Origin of the sequence: Actinomadura rifamycini DSM 43936 (assembly GCF_000425065.1) — a bacterium.
GTDB lineage: Bacteria > Actinomycetota > Actinomycetes > Streptosporangiales > Streptosporangiaceae > Spirillospora > Spirillospora rifamycini.
Genome location: NZ_AULB01000029.1, coordinates 1 through 24512, shown reverse-complemented (window position 1 = coordinate 24512; position 24512 = coordinate 1). Strand labels below are relative to the sequence as shown.

At 75.0% G+C, this 24512-nt stretch carries 21 protein-coding genes; 15 read left to right on the top strand and 6 right to left on the bottom strand.

Annotation, left to right across the window (positions count from 1 at the left end; translation table 11 throughout):
• Positions 1 to 15: 15 nt before the first annotated feature.
• From dgoD to H505_RS0125855, 5 genes are all read left to right on the top strand, one after another.
• Positions 16 to 1161 carry a galactonate dehydratase gene (gene dgoD, locus H505_RS0125875; protein ID WP_026404304.1) on the top strand — a complete coding sequence of 382 codons (1146 nt, stop codon included), beginning with the start codon at positions 16 to 18 and terminating at the stop codon, positions 1159 to 1161.
• A complete protein-coding gene (locus H505_RS0125870) occupies positions 1155 to 1793 on the top strand; it encodes a bifunctional 4-hydroxy-2-oxoglutarate aldolase/2-dehydro-3-deoxy-phosphogluconate aldolase (protein WP_245592631.1) in 639 nt (212 codons plus the stop codon). Before dgoD ends, H505_RS0125870 begins: the two co-directional genes overlap by 7 nt.
• The gene (locus H505_RS0125865; RefSeq protein WP_026404302.1) at positions 1790 to 2710 is read left to right on the top strand and encodes a sugar kinase; all 921 of its coding nucleotides are present in this window, start codon (positions 1790 to 1792) and stop codon (positions 2708 to 2710) included. Before H505_RS0125870 ends, H505_RS0125865 begins: the two co-directional genes overlap by 4 nt.
• Positions 2707 to 3561, top strand: a complete 855-nt coding sequence (locus H505_RS0125860; RefSeq protein ID WP_051301168.1) for an SMP-30/gluconolactonase/LRE family protein — start codon at positions 2707 to 2709, stop codon at positions 3559 to 3561. Before H505_RS0125865 ends, H505_RS0125860 begins: the two co-directional genes overlap by 4 nt.
• Positions 3562 to 3808: 247 nt before the next feature.
• On the top strand, positions 3809 to 4816 hold the full coding sequence (locus H505_RS0125855) for a TRM11 family SAM-dependent methyltransferase (protein WP_245592630.1): 1008 nt from the start codon (positions 3809 to 3811) through the stop codon (positions 4814 to 4816).
• On the opposite strand, the gene H505_RS44380 is transcribed toward H505_RS0125855, so the two are convergent.
• On the bottom strand, positions 4785 to 5408 hold the full coding sequence (locus H505_RS44380; protein WP_034519847.1) for a TetR/AcrR family transcriptional regulator: 624 nt from the start codon (positions 5406 to 5408) through the stop codon (positions 4785 to 4787). The two genes, H505_RS0125855 and H505_RS44380, sit on opposite strands and share 32 nt — an antisense overlap.
• Before the next feature lie 134 nt (positions 5409 to 5542).
• On the opposite strand from H505_RS44380, the gene H505_RS0125845 reads away from it, so the two are divergent.
• From H505_RS0125845 to H505_RS0125835, 3 genes are all read left to right on the top strand, one after another.
• Positions 5543 to 6508 carry an AurF N-oxygenase family protein gene (locus H505_RS0125845; protein ID WP_026404299.1) on the top strand — a complete coding sequence of 322 codons (966 nt, stop codon included), beginning with the start codon at positions 5543 to 5545 and terminating at the stop codon, positions 6506 to 6508.
• A 4-nt stretch (positions 6509 to 6512) separates the two neighbouring features.
• Positions 6513 to 8012 carry an FAD-dependent oxidoreductase gene (locus H505_RS44375; RefSeq protein ID WP_084550817.1) on the top strand — a complete coding sequence of 500 codons (1500 nt, stop codon included), beginning with the start codon at positions 6513 to 6515 and terminating at the stop codon, positions 8010 to 8012.
• 113 nt (positions 8013 to 8125) lie between these two features.
• Positions 8126 to 8860, top strand: coding sequence for a DUF4184 family protein (locus H505_RS0125835; protein WP_026404298.1), 735 nt, complete (start codon positions 8126 to 8128; stop codon positions 8858 to 8860).
• Positions 8861 to 8900: 40 nt separating this feature from the next.
• On the opposite strand, the gene H505_RS44370 is transcribed toward H505_RS0125835, so the two are convergent.
• Together H505_RS44370 and H505_RS0125825 are read right to left on the bottom strand one after the other, a co-directional pair.
• Positions 8901 to 10328: an MFS transporter gene (locus H505_RS44370; RefSeq protein ID WP_211238565.1), complete on the bottom strand. Its 1428-nt coding sequence runs from the start codon at positions 10326 to 10328 to the stop codon at positions 8901 to 8903.
• Positions 10325 to 11548, bottom strand: coding sequence for a M20 metallopeptidase family protein (locus H505_RS0125825; RefSeq protein ID WP_026404297.1), 1224 nt, complete (start codon positions 11546 to 11548; stop codon positions 10325 to 10327). The genes H505_RS44370 and H505_RS0125825 overlap by 4 nt, the downstream gene beginning before the upstream one ends.
• A 71-nt stretch (positions 11549 to 11619) precedes the next feature.
• Here H505_RS0125825 and H505_RS44365 point away from each other — a divergent pair, with 71 nt between their 5' ends.
• The 3 genes from H505_RS44365 (at position 11620) to H505_RS52500 (ending at position 14794) form a co-directional block, all read left to right on the top strand.
• The gene (locus H505_RS44365) at positions 11620 to 12711 is read left to right on the top strand and encodes an Lrp/AsnC family transcriptional regulator (protein WP_034519844.1); all 1092 of its coding nucleotides are present in this window, start codon (positions 11620 to 11622) and stop codon (positions 12709 to 12711) included.
• Between the two features lie 102 nt (positions 12712 to 12813).
• Positions 12814 to 13374, top strand: a complete 561-nt coding sequence (locus tag H505_RS0125815; RefSeq protein WP_169528860.1) for a MarR family winged helix-turn-helix transcriptional regulator — start codon at positions 12814 to 12816, stop codon at positions 13372 to 13374.
• A gap of 253 nt (positions 13375 to 13627) precedes the next feature.
• Positions 13628 to 14794 (top strand): PP2C family protein-serine/threonine phosphatase, encoded by a 1167-nt coding sequence (locus tag H505_RS52500; RefSeq protein ID WP_051301167.1) that lies wholly within the window; start codon positions 13628 to 13630, stop codon positions 14792 to 14794.
• Positions 14795 to 14840: 46 nt separating this feature from the next.
• On the opposite strand, the gene H505_RS0125805 is transcribed toward H505_RS52500, so the two are convergent.
• On the bottom strand, positions 14841 to 15410 hold the full coding sequence (locus tag H505_RS0125805) for a hemerythrin domain-containing protein (protein WP_026404294.1): 570 nt from the start codon (positions 15408 to 15410) through the stop codon (positions 14841 to 14843).
• 239 nt (positions 15411 to 15649) lie between these two features.
• On the opposite strand from H505_RS0125805, the gene H505_RS0125800 reads away from it, so the two are divergent.
• From H505_RS0125800 to fdh, 4 genes are all read left to right on the top strand, one after another.
• A complete protein-coding gene (locus H505_RS0125800; protein ID WP_026404293.1) occupies positions 15650 to 16846 on the top strand; it encodes a hypothetical protein in 1197 nt (398 codons plus the stop codon).
• Positions 16847 to 16960: 114 nt separating this feature from the next.
• Positions 16961 to 17740, top strand: a complete 780-nt coding sequence (locus H505_RS44360; protein WP_051301166.1) for an SCO6745 family protein — start codon at positions 16961 to 16963, stop codon at positions 17738 to 17740.
• Positions 17741 to 17894: 154 nt separating this feature from the next.
• Complete coding sequence (locus H505_RS0125790; RefSeq protein WP_211238564.1) at positions 17895 to 19667, top strand: hypothetical protein; 1773 nt, start codon at positions 17895 to 17897, stop codon at positions 19665 to 19667.
• 93 nt (positions 19668 to 19760) lie between these two features.
• Entirely contained in the window at positions 19761 to 23012 is a 3252-nt protein-coding gene (fdh, locus tag H505_RS0125780) for a formate dehydrogenase (RefSeq protein ID WP_211238563.1), read from the top strand.
• Positions 23013 to 23042: 30 nt separating this feature from the next.
• Here the strand turns inward: fdh and selD are convergent, their stop codons facing one another.
• Positions 23043 to 24044, bottom strand: coding sequence for a selenide, water dikinase SelD (selD, locus tag H505_RS0125775; RefSeq protein ID WP_026404289.1), 1002 nt, complete (start codon positions 24042 to 24044; stop codon positions 23043 to 23045).
• Positions 24041 to 24512, bottom strand: a 472-nt coding sequence (locus H505_RS44355; protein ID WP_034519839.1) for a SelB domain-containing protein, incomplete at its 5' end; no start/stop codon positions are given. The genes selD and H505_RS44355, both read right to left, overlap by 4 nt.

The following is a 24512-nucleotide window of genomic DNA, read 5'->3' as shown; positions in this document are numbered from 1 at the left end:
CGCCGAGGGGGCCGCGTGAAGATCGTCGCAGTGGAGACGTTCCTGGTGCCGCCCCGCTGGCTGTTCTGCCGGGTGGAGACCGACGACGGCCTCGTCGGCTGGGGCGAGCCCGTCGTCGAGGGACGCGCGGAGACGGTGCGCGCCGCCGTCGACGAGGTGGCGGAGCTGCTGCTCGGCGAGGACCCGCGCCGCATCGAGCGGCTGTGGCAGCTCATGACCAAGGCGGCGTTCTACCGGGGCGGGCCCGTGCTGTCGAGCGCGGTCGCGGGCCTCGACCAGGCGCTCTGGGACATCCTCGGGAAGTCGCTGGGCGCGCCCGTGCACCAGCTCCTCGGCGGCGCCGTCCGCGACCGGGTCCGGGTGTACGGCTGGGTCGGCGGCGACGAGCCGGGCGAGGTCGGCGAGGCCGTCGCCGCGCAGCTCGACGCGGGCCTGACCGCCGTGAAGATCAACGCGTCGGGGCGGGTCGGCCCGTCCCCCACGGTCCGCGAGATCGACGCGATCGTCCGGCGGGTCGCGACCGTCCGGGACGCGGTCGGGGACGGCAACGACTTCGCCGTCGACTTCCACGGGCGGATCGGCGTCGCCGCCGCGCGCCGGCTCGTCCCGCTGCTGGAGCCGTACCGGCCGATGTTCGTCGAGGAACCGGTGCTGCCGGAGTACACGCACCGGCTCGGGGACGTCGTCGCCGCCACGGTGACGCCCATCGCGACCGGCGAGCGGCTGTTCTCCCGCACCGACTTCCTGCCCGCGCTGCGGGCCGGGATCGCGGTGGCGCAGCCCGACCTGTCGCACGCGGGCGGCATCTCGGAGGTGCGGCGGATCGCGTCGCTGGCGGAGACGCACGGCGCGCTGCTCGCCCCGCACTGCCCGCTCGGCCCGCTGTCGCTGGCGGCGAGCCTGCAGGTGGCGTTCGCGACGCCGAACTTCCTGATCCAGGAGCAGAGCATCGGCATCCACTACAACGACGGCGCCGAGGTGCTCGACTACCTGGCCGACACGTCGCCGTTCGCGTTCGTGCACGGCTCGATCGAGCGGTGGGACGCGCCCGGCCTGGGCATCGAGATCGACGAGGACGCGGTGCGCGCCGCCGGGCGGACCGGGCACCGCTGGCGGCCGCCGGTGTGGCGGCACCCCGACGGAGGGCACGCGGAATGGTGAACGACGAGAAGACGACAGCCGACCGGATGCTCGGCGACCTGCGGCGGCACCGGCTGGTCGCGATCGTGCGCGGCCGGGACCGCGCGGCGTCCGTCCGGACGGCGCTCGCCCTCGCCGACGAGGGCATCGCGCTGGTCGAGGTGTCGCTCAGCGGCGCCGACGCGCTGCGGGTGATCGAGGAGGTCGCGCGCGCGGGCGTCCGGGTCGGCGCCGGGACGGTCCGCACGGCGGACGACGCGCGGCGGGCGCGGGACGCGGGCGCCGGGTACGCGGTGACGCCGTCGCTCGGCGCCGGCGTGGACGAGGCGCTGCGGCTCGGCCTGCCCGTGCTCGCGGGGGCGCTCACGCCGACCGAGGCGGCGTCCGCCGTCGCGTCCGGGGCCACGGCCGTGAAGCTGTTCCCGGCGAGCGCGCACGGCCCCGGCTACCTGAAGGCGCTCCGCGACCCGTTCCCGGACGTCCCGTTCGTCCCGGTCGGCGGGGTCGGCGAGGCCGAAGCCGCCGAGTACCTCGCGCTCGGCGCGGTCGCGGTCGGCGTCGGCTCGCCGCTGTGCGGGGACGCCCCCCACGGCGGCGACCTCGACGCGCTGCGCCGCCGCGCCCGCGCGTTCACCGCGGCGGTGCGGCCGTGACCCGGGTCGACGTCCTCACCCTCGGCGAGACGATGATGGCCCTGCGCGCCGCGGGCCCGATCCGCCTCGGCGCCGGGTTCGCGACGAGCATCGCGGGCGCGGAGAGCAACGTCGCGATCGGGCTCGCCCGCCTCGGCCACGCCGCCGCGTGGGCCGGGCGCGTCGGGACGGACGAGCCCGGCCACCTCGTCACCCGCACCCTGCGGGCCGAAGGCGTCGACGTCTCCGGCGTCCGGCGCGACCCCGCCGCCCCCACGGGCGTCATCATGTTCGAGCAGCGGCTGCCCGACGTGACGCGCGTCCAGTACTTCCGGGACGGCTCCGCCGGGTCGCGGCTGGGCCCGGACGACGTCGCCGCCCTCGCCGTCGAACCCGCGATCGTCCACGTCACCGGCATCACCCCCGCGCTCGGCCGGTCGTGCCGCGACGCCGTCGCCGCCGCGTGCGACCTCGCCCGCGCCCGCGGCGCCCGCGTCAGCCTCGACGTCAACCACCGCGAGCGGCTCTGGTCCCGGGACGACGCCGCCGCGGTCCTCGCCCCGCTCGCCGCCCGCGCCGACCACGTCGTCGCGTCGCCCGACGAACTCCCGCTGGTCGGCGACCCCGAAAGGCTCCTCGCGGGCGGCGTCCGCGAGGTCGTCGTCAAGGACGGCGCCGAGGCCCGCTCGCACACCGCCGAGGGCACCCGCGCGGTCCCCGCGCGGCGCGTCCGCCCGGTCGACTCGGTCGGCGCCGGGGACGGGTTCGTCGCCGGATACCTCTCCGGGCTGCTCGACGGCCTCGGCGCCGAAGCCCGGCTCGTCCGGGCCCACACGGTCGGCGCGTTCGCCGTGCAGAGCCGCGGCGACTGGGAGGGGCTCCCCCGCCGCGACGAGCTCGACCTCGCCGGCCTGCCCGAAGGAGCCGCGCTGCGATGACCGCCGGACCGTTCACCCCGCTGCCCGGTGCGGGCCCGTGGGAACTCGGCGAGGGCCTGCGCGCCGTCGGCGGCGGCTTCGTGGCCGTCGACCTCCTCGCCGGGAACCTGTACCGGCTCGAACCCCCTACCCTCGCGGCGTCCGTCCCGTTCCCGCTCGGCGCCGTCGCGCCCGCCGGGGACGGCTGGATCGCGGCGGCCGGCACGGGCGTCGTCCTGCTGCGGGAGCGCGCCGCCCCCGAGTGGCTCGCCCGCCCCGAGGACGGCGCGCCGACGCCGATGCGGATGAACGACGGCGCGGCCGACCCGTCCGGCCGGTTCTGGGCGGGGTCGATGGCCTACGACGGCACGGAGGGCGCGGGCTCCCTCTACCGCGCGGACCGCGACGGGTCCGTGCACCGGGTGATGGACGGCCTGACCGTGCCGAACGGCCCGGTGTTCACGCCCGACGGCACGGCGATGTACCTCGCCGACAGCCCGCGCGGGGTGATCTACCGCGTCCCGGTCGACCCGGCGTCCGGCGCCCCGGGCGAGCGGGAGGTGTTCGCCCGCGTGTCGGGCGGCTCCCCGGACGGGATGGCCGTCGACGCCGAGGGCTGCGTGTGGTCGGCGGTCTGGGGCGCCTCGGCCGTCCACCGGTACGCGCCGTCCGGCGAACTCCTCGCCGTCCTGCCGGTCCCGGCCGTGCAGCCCACGAGCGTGTGCCTGTCCCCGCGGCCGCCGTACCGCGTGCTGGTCACGACCGCCGCCTACGGCCTCGACTCCCCCGGCCCCGCCGACGGGCGCGTCCTCGCCGCCCCCGCCTCGGTCCGCGGCCTCCCCACCGCCCCCTACCGCCCGCAAATCGGGTGAAGCCGACGGGGATCGGGCGCTAGTCTGGCGATCATGACGTTCTTCCACCTGCGTTAGCGGCCCGTCGGCGCGGCGCGGCAGGGCCCGGCGCCGGCGATGCGGGGCGGCGGTGTGCGCCGTCCCGGGTTGCGACGTGGGAGAACGCTGTCATGCGTGCGTTCGGTGGTTCCTCGCGTCCCGGTGCGTCCGCCGTCTCGTGACGGGGGCGCGCCTGGTGGCGCGGTGCGTGCGCGGGCTGGAGCCCGTGGTGAGCACGGAGATTCTGCGGACGGGGTCCGCGTGCGTCGAGTCGGTCGGCCACCGCGAGGTCGGCTTCCGGGGAGCGGTGGGCCGGCTGCGCACGGCCGACGACGTGTTCCTGGCGGCCGCGCGGGGCGACGACGTCGGGAGGCGCAAGGACGGGCTCGGGGCGCTGGCCCGGCTGGCGCGGGGCGTCGACCTCGACGGCCTGGTGCGGGAGCGCGCGGCGCTCGGCGGGCCGCGGGGGTTCGCGGGCGTGGAGGTGTCGGCGTCCTTCCTGGGGCGCCGCAACTTCAACCGGTTCGACGTCGAGGACGCGGTGGGGCGGGTGCTCGCGGAGCGCGCCGGGGTCCCCTACCACGCGCGGCGGGACGGGACGGCGCCGCCGGACGGGTACGCGGGCTGGCGCGTCACGCTGGACGGGACGCGCGCGTCGGTGCTGCTCCGGGTGGGCGAGCGGCCCGCGCACCGGCGGGCGTACAAGGTCGAGAGCGTGCCCGGGACGCTGCATCCCCCGGTCGCGGCGGCGATGGCGCAGCTCGCGGACGTGCGGCCGGGGCACCGGGTGGTGGACCCGTGCTGCGGCGCGGGCACGCTGCTGATCGAGGCCGCGGGGCAGGGGGCGTCCCTGGAGGGCTTCGACCTCGACGCCGGGGCGCTGCGGGCCGCCGCGCGGAACGCGGGCGCGGCGCCCGTCCGGGTGCGGCGGGGCGACGCCGGGGCGCTGCCCGTGGACGACCGCAGTGTCGACCGCGTGCTGTGCAACCCGCCGTGGGGCGTCCAGGTGGGGGCGCGGGGACGGCTCGCGGACCGTCCCGCGCGGCTGTGGCGGGAGATCGCGCGGGTGCTGGCCCCGGACGGCCGCGCGGTGGTGCTCGTCCCGGACGAGGGGCTGGTGCAGGCGGTCGCGAGCGGCCTGGTCCCGGTGTTCGCGCAGCGGCTGAGCCTGTTCGGCGGTCCGGTCACCGTGGCGGCGCTGGAGCTCAGGACGTCGGGAGCTCGGCGGCGAAGTTGATCGCGGTGTGCAGGTAGCTGCGGAGGGTGGCGGGGTCGTCGAAGTCCAGGTCGCTGCGGATGAGGACGGTCGAGAGCGTCACGCGGAACAGGACGTCGGTGAGGACGGGGACGTCGACCGGCGGGAGGTTCCCGGCGTCGATCTGCTCCCGGACGATCGGCTCCGCCATCTCCGTGATGAGCCGGATGGAGTCCGCGGCCTGCAGGGTGAAGACGGGGAGCACGAGCTCGGGGACGTCGCGGAGCGCGGCGTTGAGGAGGGTGTGCCCGCGGGCGTAGCCGACGATGAAGATCAGCAGGTCGGCGATGCCGTCGACCGACCAGCTCAGGGCGCGCAGGCGGGGGGCGAGCTCGTCGAGGAAGGCGGCGAGCTCGCGTTCGAGCAGGGCCTGCTTGATGTCGTCGATCGTGCCGCCGTACTTGTAGAGGGTCGGGCGGGACAGCCCGGCCTTGCGGGCGATCGCGGACAGTAGGCGCCCGGAGGCGAACCCGCCGTCGACGAGGCAGTCGGCGGCGGCGTCGAGGATCCTGGCCCGGATCTCCTCGGGTGACAGGGACGGGCGCCGGGGCGCGCTCTTCGTCTGGGTCACCATGGCCTTCCTTCCGGGTCCGTCCCGGAAAGTATCCCACGTCACCCCGCGAAGCCGGTCCGAGGTATTGACCCCTTGGTCATCTGCTGCTTACAGTCGCCCATGTAAGTGTAAACGTCGCTCGGCTGGAGGCGATCGTGAAGATCGATCAGGACTACCGGGACGTGCTGCAGACCCTGTCCGAGGGATCGGTCCACCGGCGCTTCGACCCCTACCTGGACATCGACTGGGACTCCCCCGAGTTCGCCGTCGACCCGAACGACCCGCGGTGGATCCTCCCGGACTGCGACCCGCTCGGCGCGCACCCCTGGTACAAGGCGCTGCCCGAGGACAAGCAGATCGCCATCGGGATGTGGCGGTCCGCCAACATCACCAAGGTCGGGCTCCAGTTCGAGAGCGTGCTGATCCGCGGCATGATGCAGTACGCGATGCGGCTGCCGAACGGGTCGCCCGAGTTCCGGTACTGCCTCCACGAGATGACCGAGGAGTGCAACCACATCCAGATGTTCCAGGAGATGGTGAACCGGACGGGCGCGGACGTGCCCGGCATGCGGCGGCACTACCGGTTCACGTCGCAGTACTGGCACCTGGGCGCGCACCTGCCGATCCTGTTCTTCATCGGCATCCTCGCCGGCGAGGAGCCCATCGACCACTTCCAGAAGAGCGTCATCCACGACGGCGCGGCCCGCCCGCCGGCGCTGCTGCGCACGATGCAGATCCACATCGCCGAGGAGGCCCGGCACATCTCGTTCGCGCACCGGTTCCTGCACGAGCACGTGTCCCGGCAGACGAAGGCGGGGCGCGCGGTCACCTCGATCGCGTACCCGCTGATCATGCGCTGGCTGGCGGGCGCCATCATGGCGCCGCCGCCGGAGATGGCGAAGGAGTTCGGCATCCCCCGCAAGGTGATCCGGGAGGCGTTCTGGAGCCGCCCGCACTCGCGGGAGATCCTGCGCGGCTACTTCGGGGACGTCCGGATGCTGGCCCGGCAGCTCGGCCTGATGAACCCGGTCGCGAAGCGGGTGTGGCGGCTGTGCGGCATCGACGGCGCGGCGTCCCGGTACCGCGGCGAGCCGCACCGTCCGGCGCGGCAGGCGGCGTAGCCCGATGCCCCACGTCGTCACGCAGTCGTGCTGCAACGACGCCTCGTGCGTCCACGCGTGCCCGGTCAACTGCATCCACCCGACACCGGACGAACCGGACTTCCGCACCGCGGAGATGCTCTACATCGATCCCGCGACGTGCGTGGACTGCGGGGCGTGCGTGTCGGCGTGCCCGGTGGGCGCGATCGTCCCGCACACGAAGCTGGCGGAGGAGCAGCTCCCGTTCCTGCCGCTGAACGCCGACTTCTACCGGGCGCCGCGCCCGCCGGCGCCGCTGCTCGCGCCCGCGCCGCCGCCGCTGCGGGTGCGCGGCGGCGAGCCGCCGCGGGTCGCGATCGCGGGGGCGGGCCCGGCCGCGATGTTCGCGGCGGACGAGCTGCTGACCATCCCGGGCGCGCGGGTCGACGTGTTCGAGCGGCTGAGCGTCCCGTACGGGCTGGCCCGGACGGGCGTCGCGCCCGACCACCCGAAGACCCGGCAGGTCACCGACCTGTTCGACCGCATCTCGGCGCAGGACGGCTGCCGGCTGCTCCGCGGCGTCGAGGTGGGCCGGGACGTGACGCACGAGGAGCTGCTGGCCCACTACCACGCGGTGGTCTACGCGGTCGGCGCGTCGTCGGACCGGCGGCTGAACGTCCCGGGCGCCGAGCTGGCGGGGACGGCGACGGAGTTCGTCGCCTGGTACAACGGCCACCCGGACCACGCGCACCGGACGTTCGACCTGTCGCACCGGCGCGCGGTGATCGTCGGCAACGGGAACGTGGCGCTGGACGTCGCGCGCATCCTGGCGAGCGCCCCCGAGCGGCTCGCGGGCACCGACATCTCCCCCGCCGCGCTCGACGCCCTCCGCGGGAGCCGGGTCGAGGAGATCGTGGTGGCGGGCCGGCGCGGCCCGGCCCAGTCGGCGTTCACGGTCGCCGAGCTGCGCGGCCTCCTCGACGTCCCGGGCATCGGCGTCGCGGTGGAGGGGGCCGGCCCCGACGCCGAACCGGACGGCGGCGCGCCGCACTCGACCGTCCACAAGCTGCGGATGCTCCGCGAGCTCGGGGACCGCGCGCCGTCCGGGAAGCGGCGGATCACGCTGCGGTACCTGGTGTCGCCCGCGCGGATCGCGGCGGACGGCGTCGAGTTCGTCCGCAACGAGCTCGTCGACGGACGGGCGGTGCCGACCGGGGAGAGCGAGTTCGTCGAGGCGGGCCTGGTGCTGTCGTCGATCGGCTACCACGGGCGCCCCGTGCCGGGCCTGCCGTTCGACGAGGCCACCGGGACGGTCCCGAACACGGCGGGCCGGGTCGGGGCGGGCGAGCCCGTGCCCGGCGCGTACGTCGCCGGCTGGATCAAGCGCGGCCCGACGGGCTTCATCGGGACGAACAAGTCGTGCGCCCGCGAGACCGTGCGGACCCTCGTGGACGACTTCAACGCGGGCCTCCTGCCGGAGCCCGCGGAGCCGCCCGGCGGCCTGGAGCGGCTGCTGGCGTCGCGGGCGGCCCCGCAACCCGCCTGACGGGCCGCCACGGTTCTTCACGATCTCTCCACAACTCGGTGCGGCGGCGGCCCGTCGTACAGGACGGACGATCCCCTAGAGAGTTGTGAGTCGAGTGCTGTGAGGGAGCGCGCGTGCCGTTCACGCTGAGCCATCCCGCCGCCGTCCTGCCGCTGGCGCGGGGGCCGCTGGTGCCGTCGGCGCTGGTCATCGGGTCGATGGCGCCGGACATCCCGTACTTCTTCTTCGCGATGGAGCTGCGCGGGGCGACCCATCGGGCGCACGGCGTCGTGACCGTCGACCTGCTGATCGGCCTCGCGGCGTTCGCGGTGTTCCACCTGGTGTGGAAGCGGCCGCTGGCGGCGCTGGCCCCGGCGGCGGTCCGCAGGCGGCTGCCGATGGACGCGCCGGTGCGCTGGGGGTGGGCCGTCCCGTCGCTCGTCCTCGGGGCCGCCACGCACGTGTTCTGGGACGCCTTCACTCACCTGAACTGGAGTTTCGCCGGTGAGCTGCCATGGCTCACGCGCTCGTTCGGCGGCATGGCGGTGTACGTCTGGCTCCAGTACGTCAGCGGCGCGGCGGGGCTGGCGATCGTCCTGCTGTGGCTGGCCCGCTGGCTGCGGACGGCTCCCCCGGCGGGCGACGCGGCGGGCGCGGGGAGCGGGCCGTGGCGCGTGCCGGTGTGCGCGGGCCTGGGGGCGGTGACGGCGGCGGGCGGCCTGCTGAGCGCGCTGCTGCTGCCGGACGAGCGGGGCGTCCACACGGTCCTGTACTACGGGGCGGTCGGGACGATCGCCGCGGCGGGCCTCGCGCTCACCGCGTACGCCGTCTGGTGGCACGCCGCCCGCCCGGCGGCGCTGGAGCACTGAGCGCGGTCCCGGGCCCCGCGGCGGGGCCCGGGACCGGGGGTCAGGCGCGCCGCCCGCCCGCGAGGAACGCGAGCCCGGCGGCGAGGAGGGCGCACAGGCCGCTGACGAACCAGACGGTCATGTACGCGCCCTCGCTCGGGTGCTCGGAGCCCGCGGCGGCGGCGAGCACGGTGCCGAACACGCCGCCCGCGACGGCGCCGCCGATCGTCTTGACGTTGTTGTACAGCGCGGTGGAGACGCCGGTGCGGGACGGGTCGCTGGCCTCGGCGATCACGGTGGGCATGGCGCTGAGCGCGACGCCCAGGCCCGCGCCGAGGAGCATCGTCTCGACGACGAACTGCCAGATCTCGTCGTGCGCGACGACCTTCCCGGCGAACCCGGCGGCCACCAGCGCGTACGCGCCGATGAGCGCGTTGCGGTAGCCGACCTTGGCGGCGAGCCGCGCGGTCTGCGCGGACGTCGCGATGCTGCAGGCCAGCGCGGGCAGCGTCACCATGGAGATCGCCAGGGCGGACATGCCGAACCCGTAGCCGGCCTCGTCCGGGTCGGTGGCCATGAACGTCGAGTTCGGGGACAGGACGCCGAAGTACACGACGCCGAACGCGAACGAGGCGAAGTAGTAGGGCGCGACGTGCCGTCCGGCCATGGCGCGCAGGTCGACGAGGGGCTGCCGGACGCGCAGCTCCATGACCGCCCAGGCGGCGAGGACGGCGAGGGCGAGCGCGAGGCAGCCGAGGGCGGCGCCGTCCGTCCAGCCCCGCTCGCCGGCGAGCGAGACGCCCGCGAGGACGCCGACGACCGCGAGGGCGAGCAGGGCGATGCCGGGCCAGTCGACCCGCCCGGTGGCGCGGGTGACCGCCTCGGGGACGAGCGTCCACGCGACGGGCACGCACAGCACCGCGAGGACGGCGGGGACGGCGAGGACGAGCCGGACGTCGCCGAACGCGGCGTCCGCGACGCCCATGCCGACGCCGCCGAGCAGCCCGCCGAAGGTGAGGGCGCCGATGAGCCGGGCGATCGCGCGGCGGGCGAGCTCGACCGGCAGCCGGTCCCGGACGAGCGAGATCTCCAGCGGCAGCAGCGCGGCGAGCGGCCCCTGCAGGAAGCGGCCGACCAGCATGACCGCGAGGTTGGGCGCGAGCGCGACCAGCACCGAGCCGATCGCGACGGAGACGAGCGCGACGCGCAGCATCCGCCGGTGGCCGTACAGGTCGCCGAGCCGCCCGAACGCGGGGACGCCGACGGCGGCGGCGAGGAGCTGGACGGACACGACCCAGGTGACGGCGGAGTCGGAGATGCCGAGGTGGTCGGCGATGCCGGGCAGCATCGGCGCGACGCCGGCCTGCAGGAAGCCGCTGACGACCTCGAACATGACCAGCACGCCGACGACGGCGGTCACGGACTGGACGGGCGGCGCGCCGCCCGGGCCCCCGGGGCCGGGCGCCGCGGCGCCCGCGGTGGCCGTCACGCGGTCTCTCCGCGGCCCAGCCGGCGGACGGCCAGTTCGGCGAGCAGCGCGGCGGCGTCGGGCAGGACGGCGTCGTCGTAGGCGGCCTGCGGAGAGTGGTTCATGGGCGCGGTGGCGGGGTCGCGGTCGGCGGGGCAGGCGCCGAGCCCGAGGAACGCGCCGGGCACCTCGGCCAGGACGAACGAGAAGTCCTCGGAGCCGGCCATCGGGCGCGGCGCCTCGACGGCGCGCTCGCCGCCGAGCAGGTCGCGCGCGGTGTCCATCGCGAACGCGGCCTCGGCGCCGTCGTTGACGGTGACCGGGTACTGCTCGGTGTAGTCGAGGTCGGCGGTGACGCCGTGCGCCTCGGCGATGCCGCGGACCACCCGCTCGATCCCCGCGCGCACACGGCGGTGGGCGTCCGCGGAGAACGACCGGACGGTGGCGTCCAGCACGGCCGTCTCGGGGATGACGTTGCCCGCGGTCCCGGCGTGCACGGACCCGACGGTGACGACGGCGGGGTCGAAGGCGTCGAGGTCGCGGGTCACCATCGTCTGAAAGGCCGTGACCATGGCGGCGAGGGCGGGGACGGGGTCCTTGGCGGCGTGCGGGGACGAGCCGTGGCCGCCCTTCCCGCGGACGGTGACGCGCACGGCGTCGGACGCGGCGAGCATCGGCCCGGGCCGGGTGGCGACCATGCCCTGCGGGAGGACGGTGGAGAAGACGTGCAGGGCGTAGGCGGCGGCGACGCGGTCGCCGGCGGCGTCCAGCACCCCCTCGTCGATCATGATCTTGGCGCCGCCCATGCCCTCCTCGCCCGGCTGGAACATGAACACGACGTCGCCGGGCAGCTCGGCGCGGCGGGCGGCGAGCAGCCGCGCGGCGCCGACGAGTCCCGCGACGTGCAGGTCGTGGCCGCAGGCGTGCATCCGGCCGGGGATCGCCGAGGCGTAGTCGAGGCCGGTGTCCTCGTGGACGGGCAGCGCGTCCATGTCGCCGCGCAGCAGCACGGCGGGCCCGCGCGTCCCGTCCGGTCGTCCGGCGCGGCCGCCGCGCAGCACGGCGGTGACGGAGGTGAGGGCCGTGCCGGTGGAGATCTCCAGCGGCAGGCCGTCCAGGGCGGCGAGCACCTTCTCCTGGGTGCGCGGCAGCTCCAGTCCGAGTTCGGGCTCGCGGTGCAGGTCCCGCCGCAGCAGGGAGAGCTCTTCCCGCAGGTCGGCGGCGTCTTCACGGATCGACATGCGGGTATGGTGCGGTTCGCACCGTTTATCCGGTCGCCACCTGCCGATATCCGCCACGGCACCCGGATTCCATGCACGCATCGGGCACCCTCGACGAACTCGACCACCAGCTCGTCACCGCGCTGCAGACCGCGCCCCGCGCCGACTGGCGCCGGATCGGCGCGGCCCTCGGTGTGGACGCCTCCACCGCGGCGCGCCGCTGGGCGCGGCTGACCGCGGCCGGGCTGGCCTGGCTGGCGTGCTTCCCGGTGGCGGTGGAGTGGATGACGCCGGTCGTCGCGTTCATCGACATCGACTGCGCGCCGGGGCGGCTGCACGAGGTCGCCGCCGAGATCGCCGAGGACCCCAACGTGTTCAACCTCGAGCACGTCACCGGCGGCCGGGACCTGATCGCGACGGTCGTCCTGCGGGACAACGCCGAGCTGGCCCGCTACGTCGGGTTCCGGCTGGGGCGGCTGGCGGGCGTGACCGCGACCCGCACCCAGATCGCGACGACGCTGCACTCGGAGGGCAGCCGGTGGCGCCTCGACCGGCTCGACGACCGGCAGCGGGACGTGCTGCTCGGCGATCGCCCGAGCGGCACCGGCGAGTGGGCGCTGCGGCAGGAGGACCGCGACCTGGCGCGGCTGCTGGTGGAGGACTGCCGGCAGCCGGTCGCGCGGCTCGCGGAGCGGACCGGCCTCAGCCCCACGACCGTCCGGCGGCGCCTGGCCCGGATGGAGCGGGGCGGCGCGCTGATGTACCGGTGCGAGGTCGCGCGGTCGCTGTCGGGCTGGCCGGTGACGGTGTACCTGTGGGCGAGCGCGCCGCCGGACGAGGTGGCGCGGCTGGCCGGACGGCTCGCGGGACTGCGCGAGACGCGGATGTGCGCGTCCCTGTCCGGCGCCGACAACATGCTGTTCGCGGTGTGGCTGCGGTCGATCGAGCGGGTCCAGGCGTTCGAGACGGCGCTGCGCCGCAGCTTCCCGCAGCTGACGGTCACCGACCGCGCGGTGGGGCTGTGGCAGATGAAGCTGGCGGGGCAGATCCTCGACCCGCGGGGCCGCCACCTGCGGACCGTCCCGTTCTGGACCTGGGACGACCCGCTGTCGGAGGCGGCGCTCGGCGACCTGGTGGACCGGCTGCGCACCGGCCCTCGCCCGTCCCGGCGGGGCCCCGCCTGAGGCGTATCGTGGGATACCGCCCGCACCGCGCCCGGAACCCCGGCGGGGCGGGCACGGCGGCGCGCCGGGGGCGCGGTGGAGGAGCTCCAGAAAGGCGGGGGTGTGACTCAGCGAGGACCAGGGCCGCCGACCGGCGGGCAAGCGGCGGACGGGACGGGCGCCGGCGGGGCCGGCCCCGTACCGGGCGGCGTGCCGGGCGACGTCACGGCCGCCGTGGAACGGGCGCTGAGCACGGCGGCGCAGCTGTGGAGCCGCGCCGACCAGGGGCTGGAGCCGGCGGTGTCGCCGATCCAGCTCCGCGCGGTGGAGGCGATCGCGCGGTTCGGGCGGCTCAACCTCGGCGGGCTCGCGGAGCAGCTCGGCGCGATCCCGTCCTCGACGAGCCGGCTGTGCGACCGGCTGGAGGCGGCCGGGCTGGTGGTGCGCGAGCCGGCCCCGGCCGACCGGCGCGAGATCATCGTGCGGCTCACCGACCAGGGCGAGCGGCTGCACGGGGAGCTGACCCGGCGGCGCCGGGAGGCGGTGCGCGAGGTGCTGGAGCAGCTGTCGCCGACGTCCCGGGGCCGGCTCATCGACGCGCTGACCGAGTTCGGGACGGCCTGCGACCGGCTGGAGGCGGCCGGACCGGGCGCGGTGCGCGCGGCGGGCCCGCGGACGGCCTGACCGGGCGCCCGGACGGGCGCGCTCGGGACGCGGAGCACGGCGGGCGCCGCCGGACCGCCCCGCGCGCCGTCAAGTATTTGCCATATGGCAAACTTCTCTGGCAGTCTTCCCCTGCGGTTCTCCGTCCCGAGCGGGTAGGACCCACCGGACGAACCGGGCCCGGGGGCAGGCGGTCGCCGTTCGTCATGATCATCGCTGTTGGGGCAGGACGGGGGACGAAGTGGGTGGCGGGTCTGCGAGTCCCTGGAGCGCGGTGGAGCGGGCACTGCGGTCCGCGCCCGCGCACGCGCTCCCCGAGGCGCTGGCCGCCGCCCTCGCGGAGGCCCGCCCCGGGCTCGCCGCGGTGCGCCTGCTGCTGAACGACTACCACTCGCGCCTCCTGCTGCCCGTCCCGCCGCACGGCGACGCCGCCGAACCGGCCGGGGACGGCGGCGTCCTGCGCGTCCGGGGGACGGCCGCGGGCCGCGCGTTCGTGTCGCGGCGCCCCGTCCGGTCCTCCCCCGGCCGGGACGGCGGCGGCGCGGCCCCCGAGGTCCTGTTCGTGCCCGTCGTCAGCCGCGGCGAGCGGATGGGCGTGCTGGAGCTGGCCGCCGTGGACCCGTGGACGGACGACGACCTCGCCCGCTTCGAGGAGGTCGGCGAGATACTGGGCTCGGCGCTGAAGGTCGCGTGGCCCCACACCGACCGCTACGAGCGGGCCCGGCGGCACAAGCGCCTCACCCTCGCCGCCGAGCTGCAGTGGCAGCTCCTCCCCGGGCACGCCTGCGCCGGCGACCGGTTCGCCCTCGCCGGGCACCTGGAGCCCGCGTACTCCATCGGCGGCGACAACTTCGACTGGTCCGCCGAGCGGGACCATCTCGCGCTCACCGTCACCAACGGCTCCGGCACCGGCATCCAGGCGGCGCTGCTGACGTCGCTGACCGTCGGCGCGATGCGCAACGCCCGCCGCTCCGGCGCGGACATCGCCGAGCAGGCCAGCCTCGCCAACGACATGGTGCACGTCCGCTACGGCGGCCGCGAGTTCACCGAGACGCTCGTGATGCGCATCGACCTCGCCGACGGGGTCGTCCACGTCATCGACGCCGGGTCGCCGCGCATCCTGCGGATGCGCGGCACCGACGTCACCGCCGTCGAGCTGGAGCAGCAGCTCCCGCTCGGCATGTTCCCCGACACCGAGTACAAGCCGCAGCGGTTCCGGCTGGAACCCGGCGACCGCCTCGTCGTCGTCAGCGACGGCGTGTTCTCCGCCCGGACCGCGCGCGGCGAGTTCGGCGCCGCCGCGCTGGAGCAGGCCACCCGCCGCACCCGGCTGCAGGACGCCGGCGAGGTCCCGCTGGCCGTCATCGACGAGCTGATCGAGTACCACGAGGGCGCCGACCTGGCCGACGACGCCGTCGTGGTCTGCCTCGACTGGCACTGACCGGCCCCCGTCGGGTCGGCACCGGGGCGGGACGGCCGCCGCGCCGTCAGCCCTTGTCGCGGGCGTCGCGGATGAGGTCGCGGACGCGGTCGGCGACCGCCGCCATCGGCCCGACGAGCATGTTCTTCGTCGCGGTCTCCGTGCCGGGATGCGGGTGCGTGGGCGCGCTCGCCTCGGCCGCCTTGACGGCCGCCGCCATCCCCCTGCGCTGGCCCTCGCTGAACTGGTCGCCCAGCCGGTCGAACTCGTAGCGCTCCTCGGCGCGCGCGTGCGTCAGCACCTCGACGCGGAGCCGGTCGAGCTTCTCCAGGAAGTCGGGCGCCGCGGTGTCCATGCCGTCCAGCTCGGCGAGCAGCTCCTTGGCGGCGCGCTCCTCGCGCAGCCGGTCCGCGACGATCCCGTCGCCGCCGGGCAGCGCCTTGCGGGCCGCCGGGTGGACGATCTCCTCCTCGGCGGTCTCGTGCACCGCGAGCAGCCGGACGAGCGACTGGAACGCCTCCGTGCGCTCCTTGCCCGTCGTGTGCTCGACCTTGTCGAACAGGTCGCGGATCTGGCCGTGCTGGGCGCGCAGGAGGTCGACGATGTCGTTCTCGACGGTGGTGGGTGCGGTGCTCATGCGGTTCCTCCGGTGTCTCGGCGAACGGTCGGCCCGGCGCACGGCGCGGGCGCCCGTGGAGTACCCGGGACCCGGACCGGTAAGCGAGGAAGGGGCGATGGGCGGGCAAAGATCCCGTACACGGTCGTCCGGCCCATGTGTGAACAGGACGGGCGGGGTACGTGCGGCAATGCCCACGAGAAGCGGCCGGCGGGAACGGCGGCCGACCCGACGAACGTCTCCACAGGAGGGTGAGCCTGGTGGCCTTCAACCCGCTCGAACACCGCGGCATCCCGCTCGACGACCAGCTGCGCGACTGGGGCCAGCTCGACGTCGCGCCCGTCGACCCGGACCACGCCGATCCCTACACCAAGTGCCGCATCATCACGATGAACGGCATCGAGGTGGAGGCGATCATGTTCAGCCACCACTTCAACCGCGTCTGCCCCGACCCCGAGGTCAAGCAGAAGCTCGCGCACGTCCGCTACATGGAGCAGCAGCAGCAGAAGACCGTCAACTGGCTGCTGCCGGGCCAGGCGTCCGTCCTGGAGACGACCCTGTCCTACGAGCAGGTCGCCGTCGACCTCACCGGCTGGGTCGCGCGGATGGAGCCCGACCCCTACCTCAAGCAGGCGTACGACTTCGGCCTGCTGGAGGACTTCGACCACCTCTACCGGTACGCGAACCTCTACGAGATGATCGAGCACCGCCGGGCGGAGAAGATCGTCGACCAGCTCACCGAGGTCATGCCGGGACGCCCCGGCCCCCTGCAGCACCGGCACCCGATGGACAACGTCCGCGAGCCCTACGACCGGCAGACGGCCGCGCCGCTGTCGAAGCTGCACGCGCTGACCATCATGGCGGCCGAGCAGCAGACGATGAACTTCTACATGAACGTCGGCCCCATGTACATGGAGCCGATCGCCCGCCAGCTCTACCAGGAGATCGGCTTGGTGGAAGAGGAGCACGTCACGCACTACGAGTCGCTGGTCGACCCGGGCGAGACCTGGTGGGAGCGGCTCGTCAACCACGAGTACAACGAGTGCTACCTCTACTACTCGTTCATGCAGACCGAGACCGATCCGCGGGTCAAGGGCATCTGGGAGCTCCACCTGAACATGGAGCTGGAGCACCTGCACATCGCGTGCGACCTGATGCGGCAGCACGACGGCCGCGACCCCGAGAGCATCCTGGCGCCCGCGCTGCCCGAGCCGGTCCGGTTCGAGCCGAACAAGGAGTACGTCCGGGAGGTGCTGGCGACCCAGATCGACTGGACGACCCTGGGCACCGGCTACGTCCAGGAGGCGCACCGCCGGTTCGAGGAGTGGCAGGCCAAGATCAACGCCGAGCGGCCGCCGCAGCAGCGCGTCATCGAGGAGCACATCGACAAGTACGGCGAGGAGTACCGCCTGGAGACCGAGGGCGCGCACCCGGTCGAGCGGCTGCGCCTCGGGTAGCCCGGGCGGCCGGACGGCCGGGCGGGCGGGGCGGCCCCGTGACCGCGGGGCGCCCGGGCCGGTACGCTCCCCACACCGAAAGCCATTCGGTTTCACGTGGGAAGGGTGCCGCGAGTGGGCGAACCGACCGTAACCGACATCGACCAGACCGTCCCGGCCGTCGACCGGGCCGTGCACGACATCGGCGCCGCCTGGATGCTCGACCCGGTCACCGGAGAGCGGGGCAAGGAGGCGGGGTACGACAACCCGTTCGCGTTCTACTTCGCCGGGCGCGGCGGCGTGCTCGGCGACGTCGACGCGAGCGTGATCTGCGCCGCGTTCGGCTGGTTCGAGCCGGGCGCCGTCCGGCTCTTCTGGGACGAGGGCGTGGCCGTCGCGGGCGCCCGCGAGGCCGCCCGCCGGTACGGCCGCGCCTGCGCCCGGTGGGGCGAGGACCGCCTCGCCGGGCTCGGCGCCGCCGACGTCGAGCGGCTCACCGACCTGGCGGGCCGGGTCGTCGACGCCGCCGACGGATCGGGCCTCCCGCTGTTCTGCGGCTGGCGCGCGGAGCCGACCGCCGACGGCGGCCCGGCCCGGCTGATGCAGCTCATCAACGTGCTGCGCGAGTGGCGCGGCGCCCTGCACCTGTGCGCGACGACCGCCGCCGGGCTCCGCCCCCTGGAGGCGATCCTCGCCGGGTACGAGAGCGGCGGCCCCGCACGGGCCCGGTTCCTCGGCTGGCGCGGCGTCGAGGACGGCACGGCCGCCGACGCGTCCGCGCTGGCCCGCCGCGCGGAGGCCGAGGCCGCGACGAACCGCCTGACCGCGGCCGTGTACGGGCGCGCGCTGACGCCGCCCGAGTTCGCCGAGTACGCCGAGCTCGTCGAGAAGGCCCGCGCGGTCGCGCTGGCCTGAGCCGCCGCACCGGGCGGCCGCACCGGGCAGTCGTCCGGAAATTTGGCGGCCGCGGACAACCGGCGGGCGGCGATTCATCCGCCGGAGGCTAGCTCCGGCGGGCCGCGGCGTCCATTGTCGACTCATCGACCGGTCCTCCCCCGAGGAGAGCGTGATGAGGCCGAGCCCCGGCGCCGGACGCCGCACCGCCCGTTCCCCGTTGTCCCGGAGCCGCGCCGCGGCGGTCCTGGCGGCCGCGTCGCTCGCGGCCGCGGCGCTCGCCGCCGGCGTCCCGTCCGCGCCGCCCGCGGGCGCCCGCGCCGCCGACCGGACCGAGACGCCCGTCGCGTCGAGCTCGCCGGTCACCGACGTCGCGGAGTCGGTGGTGCGGGTCCGGATACCGCGGCCGGAGTCGGCCGGGCCGCGGCCCGAGGCGTGCGACTGGCTGTCGTACCTGCGGTACCGGCACGCGGACGGCCCGGCGGACCCGGCGGACGCGGACCGGATCCTCGTCGCGCAACCGGGCATCTTCGCGGGCGCCGGATCGTTCGACGGGCTCGCGCGCAACACCGTCCGCGCGGCGGCGGAGAACGGCGACCGCGTCGAGTTCTGGGCGCTCGACCGGCGGTCCAACTGCCTGGAGGACCGCACCGGCATCCAGGCGGGGCTGGCGGCCGGGGACGTCCGCCTCGCCGTCGACTACTACTACCGGCAGAAGGAGGTCGACGGCCGGAGGTTCGCCGGGTACCGGACGAACGATCAGGTGGAGTGGCTCCAGCACGTCGGGCTGGAGCAGACCGTCCGCGACCAGTACGACCTCCTCGTCCGGGAGCTGCCGGAGCAGGAGCTCCGCAAGCGGAAGGTGATGTGCGGCGGGCACTCGCTCGGCGGCGTCCTGACCGCCTACTTCGCGATGTGGGACTTCGACGGCGACCGCGCCACCACCGCCGACGCCGGGCACGCGCAGTGCGCCGGGTACTTCGCGCTCGACACCCGCATCGACACCGGCATCCTCGGGATGGAGGGGTTCCCGGCGGACATGGTGCCGCTCGTCGCGCTCGGCGCGGGCGTCGTCCGGGTGGGGCTGGCGGCCGGGGTCGTCCCGCGCGCGCTGTCGGCGCCCGCCGTCGTCAACACCGAGACGATGAACCTCCTCGCGATCGCGGGCCTCGCCGCGCGGCTCGACCCCGAGGGCGTCTCGGAGCTCGCGACGTACGTCCCGTCGTCGTTCAACACCGACACCACCTACCGGCTGCTGTTCGCCGAGGACTACCCGACGTTCATCGCCGGCACCCCGACCGTCCGCGACTTCCGGTTCACCAACGCCGCCGCGCTCGGCGGGCTGCTGGACGACAACTCGCAGCCGCTCGCGTTCATGCAGGCCAGCGTCGGGTTCTGGGACGGCGGGAAGGTCGTCGACAAGGAGTTCCCGGCGCCGAACGACCTGGACCGGCTGGGCCTCGGGGGGCTCGCGGCGCTGCTCGGCCCCGACCGCAAGGCGGTCCCCGACACCCCGCACGGCCCGCTGTACACGTGGCGGAACTTCGACCTCGTCGGCGCCCCCGACGACCCGGGGTACGCGTCGAAGCACGGCGGGCCGTTCACGACGGCCGCCAAGGAGGCCACCGACATCGCGCAGCTCGCCCGCAGCCTGTCCGAGCATCCGCTGGACTTCACGGAGCACTACTTCCCCACGAAGCTGATCGCCGACATCGCGCTCGCGGACGCCCCCGGCATCGCCGACGACGCCGTCCACACCGGCGGGATCGACGCGAACCCGACGCTGAACCTGCAGGCCGGGGACGGTCTCGGCGCCCGCGACCCGCGGCCCGGCGACATCGTCGCGCCGGGGTACCAGCACCTGGACGTCCTCACCGCGGCGGCCGTGCAGCACGGCGAGCGGCCGGAGCCGATCTCGCAGCACCTCGCGGTGTTCGCGGGGAAATGACCGGAGACCGCGCCCGCGGTGTTTAGCGGGCCGGAGCCGGGTAGGTGACGCTGCGTCCGGGTGGTTCCGGGAGAACGAGAGGCGGTGTGCGGCATGGGCGTCCGGCAGTGGATCGACGCGTGGCCCGTCTACCGCCAGTTCTCCGACGGCGACCCGCTCGGGCGCGGCGCGGCCGTCAAGAGCGCCGCGACCGCGAACCTGAAGCCGCGGGTCGACACCGCGGAGAAGGTCGTGAAGTCGGTCTGCCCGTACTGCGCGGTCGGCTGCGGCCAGGACGTGTACGTCCGGGACGGCGCGGTCACCCAGATCGAGGGCGACCCCGACTCGCCCGTCAGCCGCGGGCGGCTGTGCCCGAAGGGCTCGGCCAGCCTCCAGCTCACCACCGGGTCGGCGCGCGAGCACAAGGTCCTGTACCGGCGCCCGCACGGCACCGAATGGGAGGAGCTCGGGCTCGACGCCGCGATGGACATGATCGCCGACCGGGTGATCGAGGCGCGGCGGCACGGCTGGCAGTGGGAGCAGGACGACCTGCGGGTGCGGCGCACGCTGGGCATCGCCAGCCTCGGCGGCGCCACGCTCGACAACGAGGAGAACTACCTGATCAAGAAGCTGTTCACCGCGCTCGGCGCGGTGCAGATCGAGAATCAGGCGCGTATTTGACACTCCTCCACCGTTCCCGGTCTGGGAACCTCGTTCGGACGCGGCGGCGCGACCACCTTCCAGCAGGATCTGCAGAACGCCGACTGCATCGTCATCCAGGGCTCGAACATGGCCGAGTGCCATCCGGTCGGGTTCCAGTGGGTGATGGAGGCGAAGGCGCGCGGCGCGAAGGTCGTCCACGTCGACCCGCGGTTCACCCGGACGAGCGCGCTCGCGGACGTCCACGTCCCGCTCCGCGCCGGAAGCGACATCGCGTTCCTCGGCGGGATCGTCAACTACGTGTTGCAGAACGACGCGTACTTCCACGAGTACGTCCTGAACTACAGCAACGCGTCGGTGATCCTTAGCGAGGACTTCCGCGGCACCGAGGACCTCGACGGCGTGTTCTCCGGCTTCGACCCGGAGCACCGCACCTACGACCTGCGGAGCTGGCAGTACGAAGGCATGCAGGTGCAGGCGGCGTCGGGGCAGCGGGACCAGGCGTACGAGGCGCACCGGCGGGCGGTGGCGCGGTCCGGGCGCGGCGAGGCGGCCGGGTCGGGCGGGCCCGGCATAGGCGAGGGCGACCCGCGGCGCGACCCGACCCTCCAGGACCCCCGGTGCGTGTTCCAGGTGCTCAAGCGGCACTTCTCCCGGTACACCCCGGAGATGGTGGAGCGCATCACCGGCGTCCCCGCCGACCGGTTCCTGGAGGTGTGCCGGCTCGTCGCCGACAACTCGGGCCGGGACCGGACGACCGCGTTCGCCTACGCCGTCGGCTGGACGCAGCACACGGTGGGCGTCCAGTACATCCGGACGGCGTCGATCCTGCAGACGCTCCTCGGCAACATCGGCCGCCCCGGCGGCGGGATCCTGGCGCTGCGGGGGCACGCCTCGATCCAGGGCTCCACCGACATCCCGACCCTGTACAACCTGCTGCCCGGGTACATCCCGATGCCGCACGCGCACCCCGGCCTGGACCTGGACCGGTTCGTCGAGGGCGAGTCGGCGAAGAAGGGCTTCTGGGGCGAGATGCGGTCGTACTTCGTGAGCCTGCTGAAGTCGTACTGGGGCGACGCGGCCACCGCGGACAACGACTTCTGCTTCGACTACCTGCCGCGCCTCACCGGCTCGCACAGCACGTACGAGACGGCGATGGCGCAGATCGACGGCGTCTGCAAGGGCTACTTCCTGATGGGCGAGAACCCGGCCGTCGGGTCCGCCAACGCGAAGGTGCAGCGCCTCGGCATGGCGAACCTCGACTGGCTCGTCGTCCGCGACCTCTCGCTGATCGAGTCGGCGACGTGGTGGAAGGACGGCCCGGAGATCGAGTCCGGGGAGCTGCGCACCGAGGACATCGGCACCGAGGTGTTCTTCCTGCCCGCCGCGACGCACACCGAGAAGGACGGCAGCTTCACCAACACGCAGCGGATGCTGCAGTGGCACCACAAGGCCGTCGACCCGGCCGGCGACGCCCGCAGCGACCTGTGGTTCATGTACCACCTGGGCCGCATCATCCGGGAGAAGCTCGCCGGCTCCGACGACGAGATGGACCGGCCCGTCCTCGACCTCACCTGGGACTACCCCACGGAGGGCGACCTCGCCGAGCCCGACGCCGAGGCCGTCCTCGCCGAGATCAACGGGTACGACGGCGAGGGGCACCCGGTCTCCTCCTACACGCAGCTCAAGGACGACGGGTCGACCTCGTGCGGCTGCTGGATCTACGCGGGCTGCCGCGCGGACGGCGTCAACCAGACGGCCCGCCGCAAGCCCGGCCGCGACCAGAACTGGGTCGCGCCCGAGTGGGGCTGGGCGTGGCCGATGAACCGCCGCATCCTCTACAACCGGGCGTCCGCCGACCCGGACGGCAACCCGTGGAGCGAACGCAAGGCGCTCGTCTGGTGGGACCCGGGCGAGGGCCGGTGGACGGGCCACGACGTGCCGGACTTCTCCGCCGACAAGGCACCGGACCACCTGCCGGAGCACGGCTCGACCGGCCCCGCCGCGCTCGCGGGCAACGACCCGTTCATCATGCAGGCCGACGGCAAGGCGTGGCTGTTCGCCCCGACGGGCCTCATCGACGGGCCCCTGCCGGCGCACTACGAGCCGCAGGAGTCGCCGTTCGCGAACCCGCTGTACGCCCGGCAGCACAACCCCGTCCGGGACGTGCTGCGGCCGCACCCGGCGAACCGGTACCAGCCGAGCGGCGGCGAGCCGGGCGCCGACGTGTTCCCGTACGTGGTGACGACGTACCGCCTCACCGAGCACCACACGGCGGGCGGCATGTCGCGGTGGCAGCCCTACCTGGCCGAGCTCCAGCCGGAGTTCTTCTGCGAGGTCTCGCCGGAGCTGGCCGCCGAGCGGAACCTGCTGCACGGCGGCTGGGCGACGATCGTGAACGGCCGCAGCGCCGTCGAGGCGCGGGTCCTCGTCACCGAGCGGATGAAGCCCCTCGTCGTCGACGGGCGGCCCCTGCACCAGATCGGCCTCCCCTACCACTGGGGCCCGAACGGCTACAGCACCGGCGACGCCGCGAACGAGCTGCTGCACCTCTCGCTGGACCCGAACACCCACATCCAGGAGACGAAGGCCCTCGCCTGCGACATCCGGCCCGGCCGCCGCCCGCGCGGCGCCGCGCTCCTCGACTTCGTCCGCGACTACCAGCGCCGCGCGGGCATCACGGACGAGACGGGCACCGGGATCTAGGGGCCGGCGCGGGGCGGCCGGGCGGCGGGTTCAGCGGACGACGACCGCACGGCCGGCGGCGGGGACCAGCTCCCCGACGACCGGGTGGCCCGGGACCTCGCCGGCGACGAGGAGGCCGCCGGAGGTCTGCGCGTCCGCCAGCAGCAGGCGGGTCTCCTCGCCGGCGGCGCCGAAGTCGGTGTGCGGCGCGACCCAGTCGAGGTTGCGGCGGGTGCCGCCGCTGACGAACCCGTCCCGGACGGCCTCCCGCGCGCCGTCCAGGTACGGGACGGCCGCCGCGTCGACGACGGCGGTGACGCCGGACGCGCGGGCGAGCTTGTACAGGTGCCCGAGGAGGCCGAAGCCGGTGACGTCCGTGGCGCAGCGGGCGCCCGCGGCGAGCGCGGCGGCGGACGCGTCCCGGTTCAGCTCCGCCATCGCCGCGACGGCCTGCGGGAACACCGCGCCGGTCGCCTTGTGCCGGTTGTTGAGGACGCCGACGCCCAGCGGCTTGGTGAGGGTGAGCGGCAGCCCGGGGGCGCCGGTGTCGTTGCGCAGCAGCCGGTCCGGGTCGGCGACGCCCGTCACGGCCATCCCGTACTTGGGCTCGGGGTCGTCGACGCTGTGCCCGCCGCCGACGTGGCAGCCCGCGAGCGCCGCCGTGTCGAGGCCGCCGCGCAGCACCTCCCGCGCGACGTCGAACGGCAGGACGTCGCGGGGCCAGGCCAGCAGGTTGACGGCGACGAGCGGGCGGCCGCCGACGGCGTACACGTCCGAGAGGGCGTTCGCGGCGGCGATGCGCCCCCAGTCGTACGGGTCGTCCACGACGGGGGTGAAGAAGTCGGCGGTGGCGACGACCGCGTCCGGGGAGCCGGGCATCCGGACGACGGCGGCGTCGTCGCCGGTGTCGAGCCCGACGAGCAGCTCCCCGTTCGGGTCCCGGGGCGCGGCGGTCAGCCCCGCGACGACGTCCTCCAGCTCGCCGGGCGGGATCTTGCAGGCGCAGCCGCCGCCGTGCGCGTACTGCGTGAGGCGTTCGGCGGTGGCGGTCATGGTGCCCCCTCGGGGTCGCGGCAGCGTCGGTGCAGGTCGTCCACGCGGATCGTGTACCCGCGGGCGTCGAGGTGCTCCAGCAGCGGGACGGCCGTGCGGCGGGTGGTGCCGAGCGCGCGGCGGGCCTCGCTGAGGGTGAACGGCCCGTCGAGTTCGGCGAGCCGGGCGGCGGCGCGGGCGTCGTCGCCGGGCAGCAGGACGAGCCCGTCGCCGATCCTGAGCAGGGCGCCCGCGGCGGCGGCCGCGGCGAGCAGCCGCGGGGTGAGGCCGAGTTCGGCGAGCCGGTGCGCGTCGGGTGCGCGGAACGGGGCCGCGGCGAGGTCGCGGCGGACCGCGTCCACGGCGGCGCGGACGTGCGGCGGCAGTTCGGGGGGCTTGGCGTAGAGGCGGCCGTCGCGGTGCAGCAGCCCGTCCGCGAGGGCGTCGACGAGTGCGCGGTCGGGCAGGCCGAGGGCGCGGCGGGCGGCG